We start from the raw sequence: 19,217 nt of genomic DNA, 5'->3' as shown, positions 1-19,217 counted from the left end.
AGCGCAACTTGCGCGCGGATGAGAGCGTCCGGGCGTTTCGGCATGACATTGCGGGATGGCTGTTGGTCAGTTGGCGCGGAATAGATTATAGGAGGATTCCCAATACGGTACGCCGGGGGATTGCGGTAGGCCGTTGCACGATAGCGCCGATCAGGACCGGGACCGAGGTATGCAACGCGACAGTGCGGACACGGCAGGCTTGGTGATCGACCCGCTCGGTCTGCAAGCTCTGATCGAACGGCTTGCCAGTATGGGGTTCCGCGTCGTGGGGCCGGCCTTGCGCGACGATGCGGTCGTCTATGACGATATAACCGGCATCGGGGACCTGCCCCAGGGCTGGACGGACCGTCAGGAGCCGGGGCGCTACAGGCTCGAACGGCGGCAGGACGACGCTCTATTCGGCTATGCCGTTGGTCCGCATTCGTGGAAGAAGTTCCTGTTTCCGCCGGTCGAGACGCTGTGGAGTGCGCGGTGGGACGACAAAGGCGGCATGGCGATTTCGCCGCCCGAAACGTCGCAGGACAAATTCGCCTTCATCGGCGTTCGCGGCTGCGAGCTTCATGCCATGGCGATTCAGGACCGCGTCCTTGCCGAAGGCGACCATGCCAATGCGACATATGCCGCACGGCGGCAGGAGGCTTTCATCGTCGCGGTCAATTGCGGGCAGGCGGGCGGCACCTGCTTCTGCGTGTCGATGGAAACCGGCCCGAAAGTTGAAAGCGGCTTCGATCTGGCTCTGACCGAATTGCTCGACGGTGGCGAGCACCGCTTCCTTGTTGAGATCGGCAGCGACGCAGGCGCGCAAGTGATGGAGGAGGTGCCTTCCGCGCCTGCTTCCGCGGTGCAGATCGAGGCAGCCGCCGCGGTCGTGGAACGCACCGCCGGGCAGATGGGGCGCAGTCTCGATACCAACGGCATCAAGGAACTGCTGCAGGGCAACCTCGAACATCCGCGCTGGGACGAGGTGGCGGAGCGCTGCCTCACTTGCGCGAACTGCACTATGGTCTGCCCTACCTGTTTCTGCACCACGGTGGAGGATCATAGCGACCTCACCAACCAGAGCGCCGAGCGCGTGCGCAAGTGGGATTCCTGCTTCACGATGGACTTTTCCTATGTCCACGGCGGCAGCGTCCGATCCTCGACGCGCTCGCGCTATCGCCAGTGGATGACGCACAAGCTGGCCAACTGGATCGACCAGTTCGGCACCTCGGGCTGCGTCGGCTGCGGGCGCTGCGTGACATGGTGCCCGGTAGGGATCGACATTACCGAGGAAGCGGCGGCCATCAGGGCGACTCCCGGCGGGAAAGGAGAGGCGTGACCATGGAAACCATGGACCAGCTTATGGCGAAGCATCCCTTCTTCGCGGGGCTTGCTCCGGAATATCTTGAGCTGCTGGCTGGTTGCGCGCGCAACTACCGCTTCGACGCGGGCGAATATCTCATCCGCGAAGGCGATCCCGCCGATACCTTCTACCTGATCCGGCACGGGCGGGTCACGCTGGAGATCGCCGCGCCGGGAAGCGCGCCGGTGGTCATCTCGACGCTGGGCGAAAGCGAGATCGTCGGCGCATCGTGGATCGTGCCGCCCTACCGCGCCGAGTTCGATGCGCGCGCCATGGACCTTACCCGCGCCATCGGTATCGACGCGAAATGCCTGCGCGGGAAATGCGATGCCGATCACCATCTGGGCTACGAGATGATGCAGCGCTTCCTGCCGATCATCGTCAAGCGGCTCCATGCGACGCGCCTGCAGATACTGGACGTCTACGGATCGAAATGATGCAGGCCGTCATGCCCCCGCGCGATCCCATGGTGCCCGACGTCTATCGCGTCAGCCGCGCGCAGAGCGAACTGGCCGGTGTCGTCACGCTGGAAGTGGAGCCGGTGTCCGGCAACCGCCCGGCAGGGCTCCCGGGCCAGTTCAACATGCTCTATGCCATGGGGATCGGCGAAGTGGCGATCAGCATCAGCGGGGAAACGCCGCGCGGCTTCGTCCATACGATCCGCGCGGTCGGCGCCGTCAGCGGCGCGCTTGCGGGCATGGAAGAAGGCGCGGTGCTGGGCCTGCGCGGGCCCTACGGCACGGGCTGGCCGGTGGCCGAGGCGGAAGGCTCGGACGTCGTGTTCGTCGCCGGCGGGCTCGGTCTCGCGCCGCTGCGCCCGGCCATCGAGGCGGTGCTGGCGGCGCGCGAGCGCTATGGCCGGGTGACGATCCTCGCCGGATGCCGCAGCCCGCGCGAAATCCTCTTTCGCCACCAGCTCGAACACTGGCGGCAGCGGCTGGACGTGGAAGTGCAGGTCACCGTCGATCATGCCGATACCGAGTGGCGCGGGAATGTCGGCGTCGTCCCCTCGCTGATCCGCCGGGCGGCCTTTGATCCGGACGATACTTATGCCTTCATCTGCGGGCCCGAAGTGATGATGCGCTTTTCCGCCACGGCCCTGCAGGAAGCGAACCTGCCCGCCGAACGCACGTTCCTTTCGATGGAGCGCAACATGAAATGCGCCATCGGCCTGTGCGGCCATTGCCAGTTCGGCCCCTCGTTCATCTGCAAGGACGGCCCGGTGATGGCGCTGGACCGCATCGCCGGCATCCTTGCCATGCGGGAGATCTGAGCATGCCCTCGCTGCAGCGCCCCCGCCTCGCCGTCTGGAAATTCGCCTCGTGCGACGGCTGCCAGCTCTCGATCCTCGATTGCGAGGACGAACTGCTGGCGCTGGCCGGTGCGGTCGAGATCGCCAACTTCCCCGAAGCCTCCAGCGCGATTTCCGAGGGTCCCTACGACCTCTCGCTGGTGGAGGGCTCGATCACGACCCCGCACGATGCCCGGCGCATCCAGGACGTGCGCGAACAGTCGAAGTTCCTCGTCACCATCGGGGCCTGTGCGACGGCGGGCGGCATCCAGGCGCTGCGCAATTTCGCCGACGTCGATGAGTTCGTCTCCACCGTCTATGCCTCGCCCCGCTATATCGAGACGCTGGCGACATCGACGCCGATCTCGGACCATGTCGCGGTCGACTACGAACTCCACGGCTGCCCGATCAACAAGATGCAGCTGCTCGAAGTGATCTCGGCCTATCTTGCCGGACGCAAGCCCGCGATTGCCGCGCACAGCGTCTGCGTCGAGTGCAAGCAGCGCGGCAATGTCTGCGTCATGGTTCAGGGCACGCCGTGCCTCGGCCCCGTGACCCATGCCGGGTGCGGCGCGCTCTGCCCGGCCTACCGGCGCGGCTGCTATGGATGCTACGGGCCGATGGAAACGCCCAACATGAAGTCACTGGCCGGCGAATGGCAGGCTCTGGGCGCGCAGCCGCGCGACATCCAGCGGGCCCTGCGCACGTTCAATGCCTGGGCCGAACCGTTCCGCGAGGAAAGCGAAGCGCATGACGACTAAGACGATCAAGGTCGATTACCTCGCCCGCGTCGAGGGCGAGGGCGCGCTCGATCTGCATATCGAGGACGGCGCGGTGAAGGCGGCGAACCTGCGCATCTTCGAACCGCCGCGCTTCTTCGAGGCGTTCCTGCGCGGGCGTGGCTACATGGAGCTGCCCGACATCGTCGCGCGCATCTGCGGGATCTGCCCGGTTGCCTACCAGATGGGCGCGGTGCAGGCGGTGGAACGGGCTTTCGGTATCGAGGTCGGCGGCCAGCTTCGCACGCTGCGGCGGCTGCTCTATTGCGGCGAATGGATCGAAAGCCACGCGCTGCACGTGGTCATGCTGCATGCCCCCGATTTCCTCGGCTATCCCGACGCGATCCGCATGGCCGAAAAGCACGGCGACGTCGTGCGCAGCGGGCTCGCGGTCAAGAAGGCGGGCAATGCGCTGATGTGCCTGCTGGGCGGACGCGAGATTCACCCGGTCAATGTCCGGCCGGGCGGGTTCTACCGCTTGCCCACGAAGGCCGAACTTGCGCCCATGGGCGAGGAACTGAAGCGCGCGCGCGATCAGGCCTTCGATCTGGTACGCTGGACTTCCACCCTGCCGATCCCCGATTTCGAGCAGGACTACGAATTCGTCGCCATGCGGCACGAGAGCGAATATCCGATCACCGGCGGCAGGCTGGTCTCCAGCCGCGGGATCGACATCGACATTGGCGATTTCGAAAACGAATTCGAGGAACGCCACGTCCCCCATTCCACCGCGCTTCATGCCATGGTGAAGCAGCGCGGGGCCTATCTGGTCGGGCCGCTGGCGCGCTATGCGCTCAATTCGCAGCTCTTGCCCGAGACGATCCAGTCGCTTGCGCGCGAGGCGGGGCTGGGGCCGGTCTGCAACAATCCCTTCCGCAGCATCGTCGTGCGCGCGCTCGAAGTCGCCTTTGCCTGCGAAGAGGCCGTGCGGCTCATTGGCGAGTACGAACTGCCCGAGGCAGCGACCGTGCCCTTCGAACCGCGCGCCGGCACCGGCTTCGGCTGCACCGAGGCGCCGCGCGGCATCTGCTGGCACCGCTACGATTTCGAGGAGGACGGCACCATCCGCGCCGCGCGCATCGTGCCGCCGACATCGCAGAACCAGCCCAGCATCGAGGCCGATCTGGCAGCTGTCGCCGGATCGCTGGTCGAGGCCGACGATGACGTGATCCGCGACCGCTGCGAACAGACCATCCGCAATTACGATCCGTGCATTTCCTGCTCGGCCCACTTCCTCAAGCTCTCGGTGCATCGCTCGTGAGCGGGCCGCCGTGCGTGCTGGTGCTGTGCCTCGGCAATCCCGACCGGGGCGATGACGGTGTCGGCGCCGCCGTTGCCGCGCTGCTGGAAGAGCACCTGCCGCCGGGCGTCACGCTGATGGCGCGCAGCGGCGACATGCTGGCGCTGATAGAGGACTGGGCCCAATTCGACGCCATCGTGTGCGTCGATGCCGCAGCGCCGATGGGCGAGCCCGGCCGCATTCACCGCATCGACCTCGCCCACGAAGAGCTGCCGCGCGACATGGCTTTCCTGTCGAGCCACGCCTTCGGGCTGGGCGAGGCGGTTGCGTTGGCCCGTACGCTCGATCTCGCGCCGAGGGACATCGTCGTCTACGCGATCGAGGGGGCCTGCTTCGACGGCGGGGCGCCGCTGTCGGCGCAAGTTGCTGCCGCCGCCGCGCCCGCAGCGGAGAGGGTGAGGGCCGAAGCGGCCAGACTTCAGGAGCAAGAAAACCATGCATGAAACGGGCATTGTCCGCGATCTCGTCCGCCATCTCGAAACGCTCGCAGGCGATGCCAATGCCAAGGCCATATCGCGCGTCGATGTCTGGCTGGGCGCGCTCAGCCAGTTCTCGCCCGAGCATTTCCGCGAGCACTACGTCGACGAGGCCAAGGGCACGATTGCCGAAGGCGCGGAGCTGGATATCGTCGCATCCGACGACGCCACCGATCCCAATGCCCTCCACGTCATGATCCGCGGCGCCACGATGGAAGTGCCCGAGACGGAGGACTGAGCCGCCATGGAGCCCGGCACCGGCCTGCTTGCCGATGACGCGCAGCGCCAGCGTGTCAGGCTGACCATCGCCGGGGCCGTGCAGGGCGTGGGCTTCCGTCCGTTCGCCTACCGGCTGGCAGTGAGCGAGGGGCTGGGCGGTTTCGTGCGCAACACAGGTTCGGGCGTTGCCCTCGAGGTCGAGGGGGAGGGAGAGGCGGTTGAGCGTTTCCTCGCACGGCTGGAACGCGAAGTCCGGCCTCCGGCTGTCATTGACAGGATCGCGCCGGAGACGATTGCCCTGACCGGGCAGCGGGATTTCTCCATCGCACCGAGCAGCACCGGCGAGGCGCCCGGCGTCGTCGTCCAGCCCGATCTCGCCATGTGCGAGGATTGCCGGGCGGAGATGAACGATCCCGCGAACCGGCGCTATCGCTACCCCTTCACGAGTTGCATGCATTGCGGCCCGCGCTTCAGCATTATCGAGGCCGTGCCCTATGACCGCGCGCGCACGGCCATGCGCCATTTCGCGATGTGCAATGCCTGCCGAGCGGAATATCACGATCCCGCCTCGCGCCGCTTCCATGCTGAGATCAACGCCTGCCCCGATTGCGGACCGCGCCTGACGCTCCGGTCTGCCGATGGCGCAACGCTGGCCGAGCAGGGAGCGGCGCTCGAACAGGCCGCACAGGCGCTGCGCGATGGACAGATACTGGCGCTGAAAGGGCTGGGCGGATTCCAGCTCCTCGTTGATGCGCGAAACGAGGCGGCAGTAACCCGGTTACGGCAGCGCAAGCACCGGCCGGCCAAGCCCTTTGCGGTCATGGCGGGATCGATCGCCCAAGCCCATGCCCTCGCGTATGTTTCCAGGGCGGAGCGCCAATGGCTGGAATCCCCCGTCGCGCCCATCGTCCTGCTGCACTCCCGCACGGACGCGTCCCCGTCGCTGGCTCCGAATGTCGCGTCTGCCAATCCGAACATCGGCCTGATGCTGCCCTATACGCCGCTCCATCACCTGCTCATGGACATGCTCGGCTTCCCCGTCGTTGCGACCAGCGGCAACCGCAGCGGAGAACCACTTGCCGCGAACGACGAGGAGGCCCTGTCGCGCCTCTCTGGCATCGCCGATCTTTTCCTCACCCATGACCGCCCGATCCTGCATCCGGTCGACGATTCCGTGCTGCGCGTGATCGCGGGTAAGGCCACGGTCCTGCGCAGCGCCCGGGGCTTCGCACCGCTCGTACTCACCGACCCGCACCAGACCGCGCCGGTTCTGGCCCTCGGCGGTCATATGAAGAGCAGCGTGGCCGTGGGGCAGGCCGAGACGATCGTGCTCGGTCCGCATGTGGGCGACCTCGACAGCGTCGAGACGCGTGCCGCTTTTTCCAGCTCCATCGCGAGCATGACGGCGCTTTACGGGCTTGAACCCGCGCGCGTCGCCTGTGATGCGCATCCGGGCTATCACAGCACCCATGTGGCGCAGGCCATGGGGCGGGACGTGTGCAAGGCCCCGCATCACCTCGCCCACGTGCTGAGCGCCATGATCGACAACGATCTGTCCGGCCCGGTGCTGGGCGTGGCCTGGGACGGGACCGGCCATGGCTCGGACGGCACGATCTGGGGCGGCGAGTTCCTGGCTCTCGGCGAGGACACGTATCGCCGCGCGGCGCATCTGTTGCCGTTCCGTTTGCCCGGGGGCGATGCGGCCATCCGCGAACCGCGCCGCGCCGCTCTGGGCGCGCTCCATGCGCTTTACGGCGATGCCTTGTGGGACATGGAGTGCGAACCCCTTGCCGCTTTCACTGGGCAGGAGCGCGGCGTTCTTCGTACCATGCTGGAACGCGGGACCAACGCGCCGCTGACATCGAGTGCCGGACGGCTGTTCGATGCCGTCGCGTCGATACTCGGCCTGTGCCAGCGTGCCTCGTTCGAAGGCGAAGCGGCGATGGCGGTGGAATTCGCTTCCGACAGGGCCTCGGCCGCCTTTGCGCTGCCGCCGCCTCTGGTCAGCGAGGAGGAAGGCGTTCTCCGGATCGACTGGCGTTCGATGCTCGGGACGCTGATGGAGGCTTTGCAAGCCGGCACCGACGCGGACGATCTCGCCGCCGGATTTCACGACTGGTTGGTCTGCGCCATCGTCGATGTTTCGCGGCGGATCGGGATCGAGCGGGTTGTGCTGACCGGCGGTTGTTTCCAGAATGCCCGCCTGACCGAACAGGCGGAGGCGCAGTTGCGGGCGGCGGGTTTCCAGCCCTTCCGCCATCTGCGGGTGCCGACGGGTGACGGCGGGCTCGCCGTGGGGCAGGCCGCCTTTGCCGCCCGGATGCTGACCGAGGAGAAACGCTGATGTGCCTTGCCGTCCCCGGCGAACTCCTGAGCATCGAGGGTGACGACCCGCTCACCCGCGAAGGGCGCATTGCCTTTGCCGGCATCGTCAAGCGCGCGAACCTTGCCTATGTGCCCGAGGCCCGGGTGGGCGACTATGTACTCGTCCACGCCGGGTTCGCCATTTCGGTGATCGACGAGGAAAAGGCGCGCGCGACGCTGGCCCTGCTCGCGGAAATCGAGTTCGGGGACGAGGCATGAAGCACGTCGACGAGTATCGCGATGCCGCCGCGGCGCGGGCCTGTGCCGAGGCCATCGCGGCCATCGTGACGCGGCCATGGTCGATCATGGAGATCTGCGGGGGGCAGACCCATGCCATCGTCCGCCACGGCATAGACCGGATGCTGCCAGAGGGTATCACGCTGCTGCACGGGCCGGGCTGCCCCGTCTGCGTGACGCCGCCGGGCATGATCGATGCCGCGATCGCCATGGCCGAAAGGCCGGAAGTGATCTTCTGCTCCTTCGGCGACATGCTGCGCGTGCCGGGCGACAACGGAAGCCTGTTCTCGGCCCGGGGGCGCGGCGCGGATGTGCGCATGGTCTATTCGCCGCTCGATGCCCTGGCGATCGCGCGCGAGAACCCGGAGCGCGAAGTGGTGTTCTTCGCCATCGGTTTCGAGACGACGGCGCCCGCCACGGCCATGGCCGTGCTGCAGGCCGCGCGCGAGGGGCTGGGCAACTTCTCGCTGCTGGTCAGCCATGTGCTGGTGCCGCCGGCGATGGATGCCTTGCTCGCCGATCCGGCCTGCGACGTTCACGGTTTCCTTGCCGCCGGGCATGTCTGCACGATCACCGGATACCGCGACTACCTGCCCATCGCGGCCCGCCATCACATCCCCATCGTCGTCACCGGCTTCGAGCCGCTCGACCTGCTGCAGGGCCTTTACCTGTGCATCCGCCAGCTCGAGGAAGGGCGCGCCGAGGTCGAGAACCAGTACGACCGCCTCGTCCGGCCCGAGGGCAATCCGGCCGCGCGCGCGGCTGTGGACCGGGTCTTCACGGTGCAGGCGCAGGACTGGCGCGGGATGGGGCCGATTACGCAGAGCGGGCTCGGGCTCTCCCCCGAATATGCCCGTTTCGATGCACTGGGCCGCTTTTCCGAAATCGCCGTGGGCCGCGAGCGTCCCGGCCTGTGCATCAGCGGCGAAGTGCTGCGCGGCGCGCGCAAGCCCGGCGATTGCCCCGCCTTCGGCAAGGCCTGCACGCCCGAACACCCGCTGGGCGCGACCATGGTATCCTCCGAAGGGGCCTGCGCGGCCTACTATCGCTACCGCCGCTCCCCGGCGCAAACAGGCAAGGCCGCATGAGCGACAGCCCGACTTTCTCCCTGAACTGCCCTCTGCCCGAAACCGACCGCGATCACGTCGAGATGGGCCACGGCAGCGGCGGGCTCCTGACCCATCGCCTGATCGAGGACATCTTCCGGCCTGCTTTCGCCGAGGCTCCCGAGGATCTGGAACATGACGGCGCCTGTATCGAGATCGGCGGGGCGCGGATCGCGTTCACGACCGACAGTTACGTCGTGCGGCCGCTGTTCTTCGAAGGCGGTGATATCGGCACGCTCGCCGTCAACGGCACGGTCAACGATCTGGCGATGTGCGGCGCGCGCCCGATCGCGCTCAGTGCCGGTTTCGTGATCGAGGAAGGCTTTCCCACCAGCGATCTTGCTCGCATCGCCCAGTCCATGCGCGAGGCCGCGCAGGCGGCGGGCGTGCGCCTCGTCACCGGCGACACCAAGGTGGTGGAGCGCGGCAAGGGGGACGGCCTCTACATCAACAGCTCCGGGATCGGAGAGGTCATGACGCCGCAGCTTGTCTCGCCCCGGCGGGTGCGCCCGGGCGATGCCATTGTCCTGAGCGGCGACATCGGCCGCCACGGCATGGCCGTGATGGCGGCGCGCGAGGGGCTCGGCTTCGAACCGCCGATCGCCAGCGACTGCGCCCCGCTCGCCGCCTGTGTGGCGAAGCTGGTGGAACAGGGCATAGACCTCCACTGCCTGCGCGACCTCACGCGCGGCGGACTGGCAACCGCCCTCGTCGAGATCGCGCAGACGGCGGGCGTGGCCATGCGTCTGGAACAGGCGGCCATCCCGGTGTCCGAGCCGGTACGCGGGGCCTGCGAGATACTCGGGCTCGATCCGCTCTATGTCGCCAACGAAGGCCGCTTCGCCGCGCTAGTTCCGGCGCAGGAGGCGGAACGCACGCTGGCCGTCCTGCGTGAGTTTGACGCAGCCGCCGCGATCATCGGCACCGTTGCCGAGGGCGCGGGTAGCGTTGCGTTGCAGACGCTCGGCGGCAGCTACGCGCTTGATCTCATGGCCGGTGAGCAACTGCCGCGCATATGCTGAGCGCTGTGAATGCTGGGCTGCGTGGACAAATGGGGGCGGGTTCCCATGGCAGCTATCCGCGATTCTTGCGCTAGAGTGGTCGTTCAGGACACACCGACAAAGCTGTCATCGCGCATATGGCAAATACGCGCCCAAGGTCGCCGTTCTCTAACTCTGCAACATCCCAAAACCGCCCATCCGTGCACGTCACAGTGATTGTGCCGCTAGCATTTACAGGTGACGCAATACTACAATCCGAGTTAGAAGCCCGGTTCTTCATCGATTGGTCGGAGGAACATGATTGCGACCGTCTGAACGTTTGAAGCTGATTGAGGCTGTTGCGGTGGAACTCCAGAAACGATGGACGTTCGTCGAAATCGACCATTACTTCGACGCATGCCAAGTCGATCATCGCGCACACCCCCACGGCAACTATGGAAGCAAGCGCGTCTACGCACAATCGGTTCTATCGTCAGTGTCCAACAATCGCATTCAGACGATCGCTGCTGATCTCGGCATCATCCAGGATGGTGCGACGGTGGGGCCGGTGGAACAGCCACAGAACTGGCGGGACACCAAGCGTTTCCGGCTTTTCATCTCGCACATTTCGGCAGACAAGCTAATCGCCACACGTCTTAAAGATGCACTCGCTATCCATGAGATAGCTGGTTTCGTAGCTCACGAGGATATCCAGCCTACCTTGGCGTGGCAGGATGAAATTGAGCGAGGGCTGCGCACGATGGACGCGATGGTAGCGGTGCACACCAAGGGTTTCAGCGCCTCGTTCTGGACGCAACAAGAGATCGGCTTTGCGCTAGGACGTGGTGTGAAGGTGATCTCGTTCAAATACGGTGAGGATCCCACAGGTTTTATTGGCAAGCATCAAGCTCTACCTCGGTTGCGGAGATCTGCGGAAGAAATCGCGGCCGAGATTGATCGGCTCTTAGCTGCCGACCCTCGGACGGCTGGCAGGCTCAAAGAAGCGAAATCCGCGAAGTCTTTTGCAAGCTTTGATCTTGATGAGGATGTGCCATTCTAGCGCCATCTTCCAGACGATCGTGCCAAGCGTAGTTACTCGCGGGCGACAACATTAGACAGGAGGACGTCTCCAAGAGGCCGGATTGAGGGCGGGTGTCTTGGTCAGCGAGTCCCGAACCAGCCTGTTCGCAACCGGCCAAAGACGATAGCCGGACAAGGAAGCGGGCCCCCCGCCTGCGCGGGGGCGACGGGAGGTTTGTGGCGAGAGTGGCTGGCGTTCCAGTCGGTTACCGCCTGGCGCATGATCACTTTTGAATGAACTGTTCGTCATTGCGAGCGAAGCGAAGCAATCCAGGGCGGGGTCACGACGCTCTGGATTGCCGCGGCCCTGCGGGCCTCGCAATGACGATTCAGGGTAGAACGGTCACTGTCTATCGCCTCACGATGCCTTTTCCGCCTCGGCAATGCTGCCGATGGTCCGCACGAAGCTGTCCGGGTTGAGCGAGATCGTGTCGATCCCTTCTTCGACGAGGAAGGCGGCGAACTCGGGGTAGTTGCTGGGGGCCTGGCCGCAGATGCCGATCTTGATGCCGCCTGCGTGGGCCTTTTCGATGGCCTGCGCGATCATGCGTTCGACCGCCTCGTTCCGCTCGTCGAACAGGCCGGCGAGAATGTCGGAATCGCGGTCGATGCCGAGGGTTAGCTGGGTGAGGTCGTTCGAGCCGATCGAGAAACCGTCGAAGCGCTTGGCGAATTCCTCGCCGAGGACGACGTTCGCCGGGATCTCGCACATCATGTAGATCTGCAACCCGTTCTCGCCGCGTTTCAACCCGTATTCGGCCATGGTTTCGAGCACGCGGTCGGCTTCGGCGGTGGTGCGGCAGAAGGGCACCATGATCACCACGTTGGTAAAGCCCAGTTCCTCGCGCACGCGTTTCAGCGCGCGGCATTCGAGCGCGAAGCCTTCGCGGTAGCGTTCGTCGTAATAGCGCGAGGCGCCGCGGAACCCGATCATCGGGTTTTCCTCTTCGGGCTCGAAGGCGCTGCCGCCGATGAGGTGGGCATATTCGTTGGTCTTGAAGTCGCTGAGGCGCACGATGGCGGGGTGCGGATGATAGGGCGTCGCCAGCTTGGCGATGCCGCGCGCCAGCGTCTCGACGAAGAAGTCCGCGGGCGAGGCATAGCCCTGCGCCAGATCGCGGATCACCTTGCGCTCTTCCGGGTCGATCCGCTCGGGGTGGAGCAGCGCCATCGGGTGGACCTTGATCAGGTTGTTGATGATGAATTCCATGCGGGCGAGCCCCACGCCCTTGGCGGGCAGGCGCCACCACTGGAACGCGGCGGAGGGATCGGCGATGTTCACCATCACGCCGGTGCGGGTCTCGGGCAGCGTGTCGAGATTGATCTCCTCGCTCTCGAAATCGAGCAGCCCGTCGTAGATCAGCCCGGTCTCGCTGCCCGCGCAGGACAGGGTGATGTCCTCCCCGTCTTTCAGCACCTCGGTCGCCGTGCCGGTGCCGACGACGGCGGGCACGCCCAGTTCGCGGCTGACGATGGCGGCGTGGCTGGTGTTGCCGCCGTGATCGGTGACGATCCCGGCCGCGCGCTTCATCACCGGCACCCAGTCGGGGTCGGTATTGCCGGTGACGAGGATCGCGCCGTCGACGAAATTGCCGATGTCGGCCACGTCGCGGATCACGCAGGCCCGGCCCGAGGCAATCGCGCTGCCGATCGCCGCGCCGGTAAGGATCGGGGTTCCCTTTTCCTTCAGGCGGTAAGTGCGGAAGCTGGTGCGGCTGCTGCCAGACTGCACCGTCTCCGGGCGCGCCTGCACCAGATAGAGCAGGCCGGTCTCGCCGTCCTTGGCCCATTCGAGATCCATCGGGCGGCCATAGTGCTGCTCGACGATCACGGCCCAGCGGCCGAGTTCGAGGACATCGTCATCGGGCAGGACGAAGGCGCGCTGTTCGGCCTGCGTGGTCTCGACAAGCTGGGTGCGCTTGGAGCCGCCCTCGGCATAGATCATCTTGGTCGCCTTGGCGCCGCAGGCCTTTTCGATGATCGGCTGCGTGCTCCTGTCATCCAGCAGCGGCTTGAAGACGACGTACTTGTCGGGATCGACCATGCCCTGCACGACCGTTTCGCCGAGGCCCCATGCGGCGCTGATCACGGCGACATCGGGAAAGCCGGTTTCGGTATCGAGCGTGAAGATCACGCCCGATCCGGCAAGGTCGGAGCGGACCATCTGCTGGATGCCGATCGACAGCGCGACCTCGAAATGGTCGAAGCCCTTGGCCTCGCGGTAGCTGATCGCGCGGTCGGTGAAGAGCGAGGCGAAGCAGCGCGTGCAAGCATCGAGCAGGGCGCGGTGACCGCGCACGTTGAGGAAGGTTTCCTGCTGGCCGGCGAAGCTGGCGTCGGGCAGGTCCTCGGCGGTCGCGCTGCTGCGTACGGCCACAGCCGGGTCCTGCACGCCGAGGCGCTGCGAGAGCGTGTCGTAGGCGGCGCGGATCTCGTTCGCGAGGGCATCGTGGATCCGGCTTGCCAGAATGCGCTCGCGCACGGCGCTTCCGGCTTCCTGCAGAGTGGCCTCGCCGGCCTTGTAGCGGCGGATGTCCTCGCGGATATCGGGCTCGATGCCGTTTTCGGCGATGAAGTTGCGGTAGGCGGCGGAGGTGGTCGCAAAGCCGGTGGGAACGCGCACGCCCTTGCTGCCCAGTTCGCGGACCATTTCGCCCAGCGATGCATTCTTGCCGCCGACGATCGGAACGTCGGCGATGGCGATGTCTTCGAACCAGAGAACGGAAGGGGAAGTCTTGGTCATGGGTTTCGTCCGTATTTGCCGTCAGGCTGGGGGGAGAGAAGGAGCGAACGCGGTCTGGAAAGGGGGCTTGCCGTTGGCAGCGGCACGATGGGATTATGCAGTCTTTGCAGTCAGATAGGCAACCACGTCCTGCAGGCTGGAAAGTTGGGCATAGTCGGCCTCGGGAATGTCGGCCCCGGTGGCTTTGTGCAGACCGGTGATGAAGTTGAGGAAATCCATCGAATCGAGATCGAGCGCCTCGCGCAGTTCCTCGTCGTCTTCGAGCATGTCGAAGTCCGCTTCGGGGGCAATGCCGCCGAGGATGTCGATCGCGAGCTTGCGGATTTCATCTTTGGTCACAGCGTCTCTGGTTCCTGCAGCAATTGTTCGATGGTGGAGAGCAAGAGGCCCCCGGTGTGGCCGTCGCTGGCCCGGTGATCGGCGGCCAGTGTCACGTCGACGAGCGGGCGCGCCGCGACCTTGCCATCGACGATCCAAGGCCGCTCGCGGATGCGGCCGAAGCCGACGATCGCGACTTGCGGCGGATAGATGATGGCCGCGACATTGTCGGCGCCGCGCTCGCCCAGGCTGGTGATGGTGACGGTGGCGTCCATCAGTTCCGAACTGCGGAGGCCCCCGCTGCGCGCTCGCGCGACCAGATCGCGCAGTTTGTCCATCAGGTCGGGCAGGGCGAGCGTGTCCGCATCGTGGATTGCAGGCGAGACCAGCCCGCCGCCGCGCAGCGAAATGGCCCAGCCGATGTGCACGCCCGCGCCGGGCTGGAAGGCATCGTCCTGCCAGAAGCCGTTGAGCTGCGGATGCTTGCGCAGGGCCAGCGCGGTCGCCTTGATCAGGGGCACGGCGGCCAGCATGCGCTCGGTCGGCGGGCGGGCTTCGTTGAAGCGGGCAAGCCAGTCGAGCGTGGGGCCCATGTCGACCGTGCTGGACAGGTAGTAGTGCGGGATCTCCCGCTTGGAACGCGCCATGGCAAGGGCAATGCCGCGGCGCATCTCGACCGGGTCGAAGCCGCGCTTGCGGGCGGCTTTGGCCGCGGGGGCGGGCTTCGCCGCGCTCGCACGGGCAAGTTCGACATCGGCAAGTGAGACCGAGCCGTCGACGCCCGTTCCGGTCAATGTCTCGGGATCAATGCCGATCTGCGCGGCAAGGCGCCGCGCGGCGGGAGAGACCTTGGTGCGGCCGGTGCGCGTGATGGTGAAGGTCGGTTCGGGCGCCGCTTTGGCTGCAGCCGGGGCAGGTTCCGGCTTGGTGGCTGGCAGTAACGGTGCAGCCTTTCCGCCCTCGGCTTCGAGCCGCGCGAGCAGGCCGCCCACGGGCACGGTCTCGCCTTCATGGGCGCAGATTTCGGAGACAGTGGCGTCCTCGAATATCTCGACGTCGATGGCGCCCTTGTGCGTTTCGACCACGGCGATGATGTCACCACTGCGCACCTTGCTACCGGGCTTCACCAGCCATTCGACCAGCGTGCCGCGCTCCATGTCGGCGCCCAGCGACGGCATGGTGAAATCGCTCATTGCGGCTTCGCCAGCCTGCGCGCGGCGGTGACAATGTCGGCCACTTGCGGCAGAGCCTCTGCTTCAAGGTGCGCCGCGTAGGGAACCGGAACCTCGCGCGTGCACACGCGCCGGACCGGGGCATCGAGCTCGAAGAACAGTTCGTCGGCCAGCCGCGCGGCGATCTCCGCGGAGAGCGAGCCGCTGCGCCAGCCTTCATCGACGATGACGCAGCGCCGCGTCCGCATGACCGATGCGAAGATCGTCGCATCGTCGAGCGGGCGCAGCACGCGCAAGTCGACCACTTCGGCCGCGATGCCGTCCCTGGCCAGTTCTTCGGCGGCTTCCAGCGCCTTGGGCAGCGAGCCTCCGTAGGTCAGGATCGTCACGTCCTTGCCGTCCCGGCGCACCTTGGCCGAGGAGATGTCGACCGCATCCACCGCCGGATCGAGATCGCCTTCCTCGTTGTAGAGCATGACGTGTTCGAAGATCAGCACCGGGTTCGGATCGGCGAGCGCGGCGGCCAGCATGTGCCGCGCGTCCTCGACCGTGCCGGGGGCGAGCACCTTGATCCCGGGGATGTGCGCGTACCAGCCTTCGAGGCTGTGCGAATGCTGCGCGGCAAGCTGGCGGCCGCCGCCGGTTGCCATGCGGATCACCACCGGCACGGCGAACTGCCCGCCCGACATGTGCGGGATGCTGGCGGCATTGTTGACGATCTGGTCGAGCGCCAGCAGGCTGAAATTGCAGGTCATGATCTCGACGATCGGACGCATGCCGCCGATCGCCGCGCCGATCCCGGCCCCGGCGATGACGCTTTCGGCCAGCGGCGTGTCGCGGATCCGTTCGAGTCCGAATTCTTCCAGCAGGCCCTTGGTCACGGCGTAGCAGCCGCCGTAGCGGCCGACGTCCTCGCCCATCACGAAGCAGTTGGGATCGGCGTTGAGCGCATCGCGGATCGCCTGTTTGCAGGCCTCGCGATAGGTCATGCGGGTGGGGGCCGGATCGCTCATTGTGGCACCTCGTCCATCGTCACGAAGCGTTCGAGATCCTCCACGCTTTCCCATGTTCCGGCCTCGGCGAAGGCGACCGCTTTTTCGATCTCCTCATCCACCTGCGCCTCGATCGCCGCCAGTTCCTCGGCCGTCATCAGGTGCGCGTCGGTGAGCCATTGCTGCATGTGGGAGAGGGGATCGCGCTCCTTCCACTGCTCGATTTCCTCGCGCGTGCGGTATTGCTGGGAATCGAACATCGAATGGGCGCGGAAACGGTAGGTTCGGCATTCGAGGAAATAGGGGCCCTTGCCCGCCCGGATCGCCTCGGCGGCGCGCTGCGCGGCGATCTCCACGGCGACCGGGTTCATGCCGTCGACCTGTTCGCCCTCGATCCCGTAGGCCTTGGCCTTGTGAAAGATCTCGGTATCGGCCTCGGCCACTTCGAGCGGGACGCCCATGGCATAGAGATTGTTCTCGCACACGAAGAGCACGGGCAGCTTCCACAAGGCGGCAAGGTTCATGCTCTCGTGAAATTCGCCTTCGCCCGCCGCGCCCTCGCCGAAGAAGCAGGTGGTGATCGCGCCGGGGCGCAGGCTCTTGTCGGCGAGCGCCGTGCCCACGGCCAGCGGCAGCCCGCCGCCGACAATGGCGTTGCCGCCGAGGAACCGGGTCGCGCGGTCGAACAAGTGCATCGAACCGCCTCGGCCCCGGCTGCAGCCTTCCACCTTGCCGAACATCTCGGCCATGATGGGCTCCATCGCGATCCCGCGCGCCAGGGCATGGCCATGCTCGCGGTAGGTGGCAACGACGGCGTCCTCGGGTTGCAGTGCCTGCATCACGCCCACGGCCACGGCCTCCTCGCCATCGTAGAGATGGAGAAAGCCCCTGATCTTTTCGGCCTGATAGAGCTGCGCGCATTTCGATTCGAAACGCCGGATGCGCAGCATCTCGCGGAACAGACGCTGCCCGTGTTCCTTTCCGATCTTGAGCTTTCCGGTCATTTCTCGTCGCTCTCCAGAGTCGAGATGTCGCCTTCGGGCAGGCCGAGTTCGCGGGCCTTGAGCAGGCGGCGCATGATCTTGCCCGAGCGGGTCTTGGGCAGGTTCTCGCGGAAGTCGATTTCCTTGGGCGCGACCGCCGCGCCCAGTTTCTTGCGGGCATGGCCGATCAGCTCGCGGCGCATGGCCTCGCTGGCTTCATGGCCGGGGCGCAGCGTGACGAAGGCCTTGACCATTTCGCCGAGCGTCGGGTCGGGCTTGCCGATCACGGCAGCCTCGGCGACGGCCGGATGCTCGATCAGCGCGCTTTCGACTTCGAAGGGGCCGATCAGGTGGCCGGCAGACTTGATGACGTCGTCCGCCCTGCCGACGAACCAGAAGTACCCGTCGCTGTCGCGCTGCGCGAGGTCGCCGGTGAGATACCAGTCCCCGGCGAAGCTTTTGCGGTAGCGTTCCTCCTCGTGCAGGTAGCCGCGCATCATCGAGGGCCAGCCGCGCCGCAGCGCCAGTTCGCCCTCGACCATCGGTTCGTCGATCACTTCGACATCACCGCTGTCCAGTTTGCGCACGATGGCCGCCTCTATGCCCGGCATCGGCCGGCCCATCGAGCCCGGCCTGATGTCGAGCGCGGCATAATTGGCAATCATGATGCCGCCGGTCTCGGTCTGCCACCAGTTGTCGTGGAAGGGCATGCCGAAGGCTTCCTGCCCCCAGACCACGGCTTCCGGGTTCAGCGGCTCGCCGACGCTGGCCATGAAGCGCAGCGCGGACAAGTCGCGCCCTTTCGCCACATCGGTTCCTATCCGCATCATCATGCGGATCGCGGTCGGCGCGGTGTACCAGACCGACACTTTCTCTTGCTCGAGAATGTCGAACCAGGTTTCGGCATCGAATTCGGCTTCGGCGACAATGCTGGTGACGCCGTTGGTAAGCGGGGCGATGATCCCATAGCTGGTGCCCGTCACCCACCCGGGATCGGCAGTGCACCAGAACACGTCGTCCTCGTGCAGGTCGAGTGCGTAACGTCCGGTGACGTGATGCGCGACGACCGCCTGATGGACGTGGATCGCGCCCTTGGGCCGGCCGGTGGTTCCGCTGGTGAAGTGCAGCAGCGCCATGTCCTCGGGATCGGTCGGGCGTATCGTGAATTGGGGAGAGGCTGCCTCGACGGTACGGTCCCAGCGGTGGAGTCCGTCTCCCTCAACCTCGCCTTCGCCCACCAGCAGGACATGGGCAAGGCCCGGCACCTGATCGCGGATGCCCGCCACCTTGCGCTTGTAGAGCCGGGGCGTGGTGACCAGCACGCGCCCGTCACCGAGCTGCATGCGCACCGCGATCGGCTCGGGACCGAAGGCCGAAAACAGCGGCGAGGCCACACACCCGGCCTTCAGCGCGCCGAGCATGGCGATGTAGAGTTCGGGCAGCCGCCCCATCATGACGTAGACGCGCTCGCCGGGTTCGACACCCAGGCACTTCAGCGCATTGGCGAAGCGGCTCGTTTCCTCCGAGAGTTCGCGATAGGTGATGTCGCGCCGCTCGCCCGCCTTGCCCAGCCAGCGCAAGGCGGCCTTGTCGCCCTTCGCTCCGGAGGCATGGCGGTCCACCGCTTCGTATGCGATGTTGAGGCCCTGGCCATCGGGCAACCCGTCGAGCAGCGCTCTTGCCTTGTCCCACGAAAAGGCGGCGCATTCGCTCTCGTAGTCGAACAGGTTGGGGCGCGGGCGCAGGGCCTCGCGATCCTTCCGGATCGGCGGATAGACGGAAGGGCGGGAATCGCTCAGGGCCTCTTCGCTCATCCTTCTCCCTCTCTCGCGGCA

General features: G+C 66.1%; 18 protein-coding genes. 12 read left to right on the top strand and 6 right to left on the bottom strand.

Annotated elements, in window-relative coordinates; translation table 11 throughout:
• Positions 1-169: 169 nt before the first annotated feature.
• The 12 genes from NZK81_RS02155 to NZK81_RS02100 all read left to right on the top strand — a co-directional run bounded on the left by NZK81_RS02155 (position 170) and on the right by NZK81_RS02100 (position 11,154).
• Entirely contained in the window at positions 170-1,318 is a 1,149-nt protein-coding gene (locus NZK81_RS02155) for a 4Fe-4S dicluster domain-containing protein (protein WP_260043460.1), read from the top strand.
• A gap of 2 nt (positions 1,319-1,320) precedes the next feature.
• Positions 1,321-1,779 carry a cyclic nucleotide-binding domain-containing protein gene (locus tag NZK81_RS02150; protein WP_260043922.1) on the top strand — a complete coding sequence of 153 codons (459 nt, stop codon included), beginning with the start codon at positions 1,321-1,323 and terminating at the stop codon, positions 1,777-1,779.
• Entirely contained in the window at positions 1,776-2,615 is an 840-nt protein-coding gene (locus NZK81_RS02145; RefSeq protein WP_260043458.1) for an FAD/NAD(P)-binding protein, read from the top strand. The genes NZK81_RS02150 and NZK81_RS02145 overlap by 4 nt, the downstream gene beginning before the upstream one ends.
• A gap of 2 nt (positions 2,616-2,617) precedes the next feature.
• The gene (locus tag NZK81_RS02140) at positions 2,618-3,394 is read left to right on the top strand and encodes an NADH-quinone oxidoreductase subunit B family protein (protein WP_260043456.1); all 777 of its coding nucleotides are present in this window, start codon (positions 2,618-2,620) and stop codon (positions 3,392-3,394) included.
• Entirely contained in the window at positions 3,384-4,673 is a 1,290-nt protein-coding gene (locus tag NZK81_RS02135) for a Ni/Fe hydrogenase subunit alpha (protein ID WP_260043454.1), read from the top strand. Before NZK81_RS02140 ends, NZK81_RS02135 begins: the two co-directional genes overlap by 11 nt.
• Positions 4,670-5,155 carry a hydrogenase maturation protease gene (locus NZK81_RS02130; protein WP_260043453.1) on the top strand — a complete coding sequence of 162 codons (486 nt, stop codon included), beginning with the start codon at positions 4,670-4,672 and terminating at the stop codon, positions 5,153-5,155. Before NZK81_RS02135 ends, NZK81_RS02130 begins: the two co-directional genes overlap by 4 nt.
• Positions 5,148-5,426, top strand: coding sequence for a hydrogenase maturation nickel metallochaperone HypA (locus NZK81_RS02125; RefSeq protein WP_260043452.1), 279 nt, complete (start codon positions 5,148-5,150; stop codon positions 5,424-5,426). Before NZK81_RS02130 ends, NZK81_RS02125 begins: the two co-directional genes overlap by 8 nt.
• Positions 5,427-5,432: 6 nt before the next feature.
• Positions 5,433-7,751 (top strand): carbamoyltransferase HypF, encoded by a 2,319-nt coding sequence (gene hypF, locus NZK81_RS02120; protein WP_260043451.1) that lies wholly within the window; start codon positions 5,433-5,435, stop codon positions 7,749-7,751.
• The gene (locus NZK81_RS02115) at positions 7,751-7,990 is read left to right on the top strand and encodes a HypC/HybG/HupF family hydrogenase formation chaperone (protein WP_260043450.1); all 240 of its coding nucleotides are present in this window, start codon (positions 7,751-7,753) and stop codon (positions 7,988-7,990) included. The genes hypF and NZK81_RS02115 overlap by 1 nt, the downstream gene beginning before the upstream one ends.
• On the top strand, positions 7,987-9,096 hold the full coding sequence (gene hypD, locus NZK81_RS02110; RefSeq protein ID WP_260043449.1) for a hydrogenase formation protein HypD: 1,110 nt from the start codon (positions 7,987-7,989) through the stop codon (positions 9,094-9,096). Before NZK81_RS02115 ends, hypD begins: the two co-directional genes overlap by 4 nt.
• Positions 9,093-10,136 (top strand): hydrogenase expression/formation protein HypE, encoded by a 1,044-nt coding sequence (hypE, locus tag NZK81_RS02105; protein ID WP_260043448.1) that lies wholly within the window; start codon positions 9,093-9,095, stop codon positions 10,134-10,136. The genes hypD and hypE overlap by 4 nt, the downstream gene beginning before the upstream one ends.
• A 280-nt stretch (positions 10,137-10,416) precedes the next feature.
• A complete protein-coding gene (locus NZK81_RS02100; RefSeq protein ID WP_260043447.1) occupies positions 10,417-11,154 on the top strand; it encodes a toll/interleukin-1 receptor domain-containing protein in 738 nt (245 codons plus the stop codon).
• Positions 11,155-11,532: 378 nt separating this feature from the next.
• On the opposite strand, the gene ppsA is transcribed toward NZK81_RS02100, so the two are convergent.
• The 6 genes from ppsA to acsA form a co-directional block, all read right to left on the bottom strand.
• Positions 11,533-13,917, bottom strand: coding sequence for a phosphoenolpyruvate synthase (gene ppsA / locus NZK81_RS02095; RefSeq protein WP_260043445.1), 2,385 nt, complete (start codon positions 13,915-13,917; stop codon positions 11,533-11,535).
• 93 nt (positions 13,918-14,010) lie between these two features.
• Complete coding sequence (locus NZK81_RS02090; RefSeq protein WP_260043444.1) at positions 14,011-14,256, bottom strand: acyl carrier protein; 246 nt, start codon at positions 14,254-14,256, stop codon at positions 14,011-14,013.
• Positions 14,253-15,428: a dihydrolipoamide acetyltransferase family protein gene (locus tag NZK81_RS02085; RefSeq protein WP_260043443.1), complete on the bottom strand. Its 1,176-nt coding sequence runs from the start codon at positions 15,426-15,428 to the stop codon at positions 14,253-14,255. Before NZK81_RS02085 ends, NZK81_RS02090 begins: the two co-directional genes overlap by 4 nt.
• On the bottom strand, positions 15,425-16,420 hold the full coding sequence (locus NZK81_RS02080) for an alpha-ketoacid dehydrogenase subunit beta (RefSeq protein WP_260043442.1): 996 nt from the start codon (positions 16,418-16,420) through the stop codon (positions 15,425-15,427). The genes NZK81_RS02085 and NZK81_RS02080 overlap by 4 nt, the downstream gene beginning before the upstream one ends.
• Positions 16,417-17,403: a pyruvate dehydrogenase (acetyl-transferring) E1 component subunit alpha gene (pdhA, locus tag NZK81_RS02075; RefSeq protein WP_260043441.1), complete on the bottom strand. Its 987-nt coding sequence runs from the start codon at positions 17,401-17,403 to the stop codon at positions 16,417-16,419. The genes NZK81_RS02080 and pdhA overlap by 4 nt, the downstream gene beginning before the upstream one ends.
• Positions 17,400-19,196 carry an acetate--CoA ligase gene (gene acsA, locus NZK81_RS02070; protein ID WP_260043440.1) on the bottom strand — a complete coding sequence of 599 codons (1,797 nt, stop codon included), beginning with the start codon at positions 19,194-19,196 and terminating at the stop codon, positions 17,400-17,402. The genes pdhA and acsA overlap by 4 nt, the downstream gene beginning before the upstream one ends.
• Positions 19,197-19,217 lie beyond the last annotated feature (21 nt).

The organism is Novosphingobium mangrovisedimenti (assembly GCF_025153475.1).
Taxonomy (GTDB): Bacteria; Pseudomonadota; Alphaproteobacteria; order Sphingomonadales; family Sphingomonadaceae; genus Novosphingobium; species Novosphingobium mangrovi_A.
Note: the sequence above shows the minus strand (reverse complement) of the source record. Positions and strands in the feature narration are given on the sequence as shown.

What these genes read in the sequence shown, in the direction of transcription:
- NZK81_RS02155 (WP_260043460.1), top strand. Translation starts at nt 170, where the DNA reads ATGCAACGCGACAGTGCGGACACGGCAGGCTTGGTGATCGACCCGCTC.
- NZK81_RS02150 (WP_260043922.1), top strand. Translation starts at nt 1,321, where the DNA reads ATGGAAACCATGGACCAGCTTATGGCGAAGCATCCCTTCTTCGCGGGG.
- NZK81_RS02145 (WP_260043458.1), top strand. Translation starts at nt 1,776, where the DNA reads ATGATGCAGGCCGTCATGCCCCCGCGCGATCCCATGGTGCCCGACGTC.
- NZK81_RS02140 (WP_260043456.1), top strand. Translation starts at nt 2,618, where the DNA reads ATGCCCTCGCTGCAGCGCCCCCGCCTCGCCGTCTGGAAATTCGCCTCG.
- NZK81_RS02135 (WP_260043454.1), top strand. Translation starts at nt 3,384, where the DNA reads ATGACGACTAAGACGATCAAGGTCGATTACCTCGCCCGCGTCGAGGGC.
- NZK81_RS02125 (WP_260043452.1), top strand. Translation starts at nt 5,148, where the DNA reads ATGCATGAAACGGGCATTGTCCGCGATCTCGTCCGCCATCTCGAAACG.
- hypF (WP_260043451.1), top strand. Translation starts at nt 5,433, where the DNA reads ATGGAGCCCGGCACCGGCCTGCTTGCCGATGACGCGCAGCGCCAGCGT.
- NZK81_RS02115 (WP_260043450.1), top strand. Translation starts at nt 7,751, where the DNA reads ATGTGCCTTGCCGTCCCCGGCGAACTCCTGAGCATCGAGGGTGACGAC.
- hypD (WP_260043449.1), top strand. Translation starts at nt 7,987, where the DNA reads ATGAAGCACGTCGACGAGTATCGCGATGCCGCCGCGGCGCGGGCCTGT.
- hypE (WP_260043448.1), top strand. Translation starts at nt 9,093, where the DNA reads ATGAGCGACAGCCCGACTTTCTCCCTGAACTGCCCTCTGCCCGAAACC.
- ppsA (WP_260043445.1), bottom strand. Translation starts at nt 13,917, where the DNA reads ATGACCAAGACTTCCCCTTCCGTTCTCTGGTTCGAAGACATCGCCATC.
- NZK81_RS02085 (WP_260043443.1), bottom strand. Translation starts at nt 15,428, where the DNA reads ATGAGCGATTTCACCATGCCGTCGCTGGGCGCCGACATGGAGCGCGGC.
- NZK81_RS02080 (WP_260043442.1), bottom strand. Translation starts at nt 16,420, where the DNA reads ATGAGCGATCCGGCCCCCACCCGCATGACCTATCGCGAGGCCTGCAAA.
- pdhA (WP_260043441.1), bottom strand. Translation starts at nt 17,403, where the DNA reads ATGACCGGAAAGCTCAAGATCGGAAAGGAACACGGGCAGCGTCTGTTC.
- acsA (WP_260043440.1), bottom strand. Translation starts at nt 19,196, where the DNA reads ATGAGCGAAGAGGCCCTGAGCGATTCCCGCCCTTCCGTCTATCCGCCG.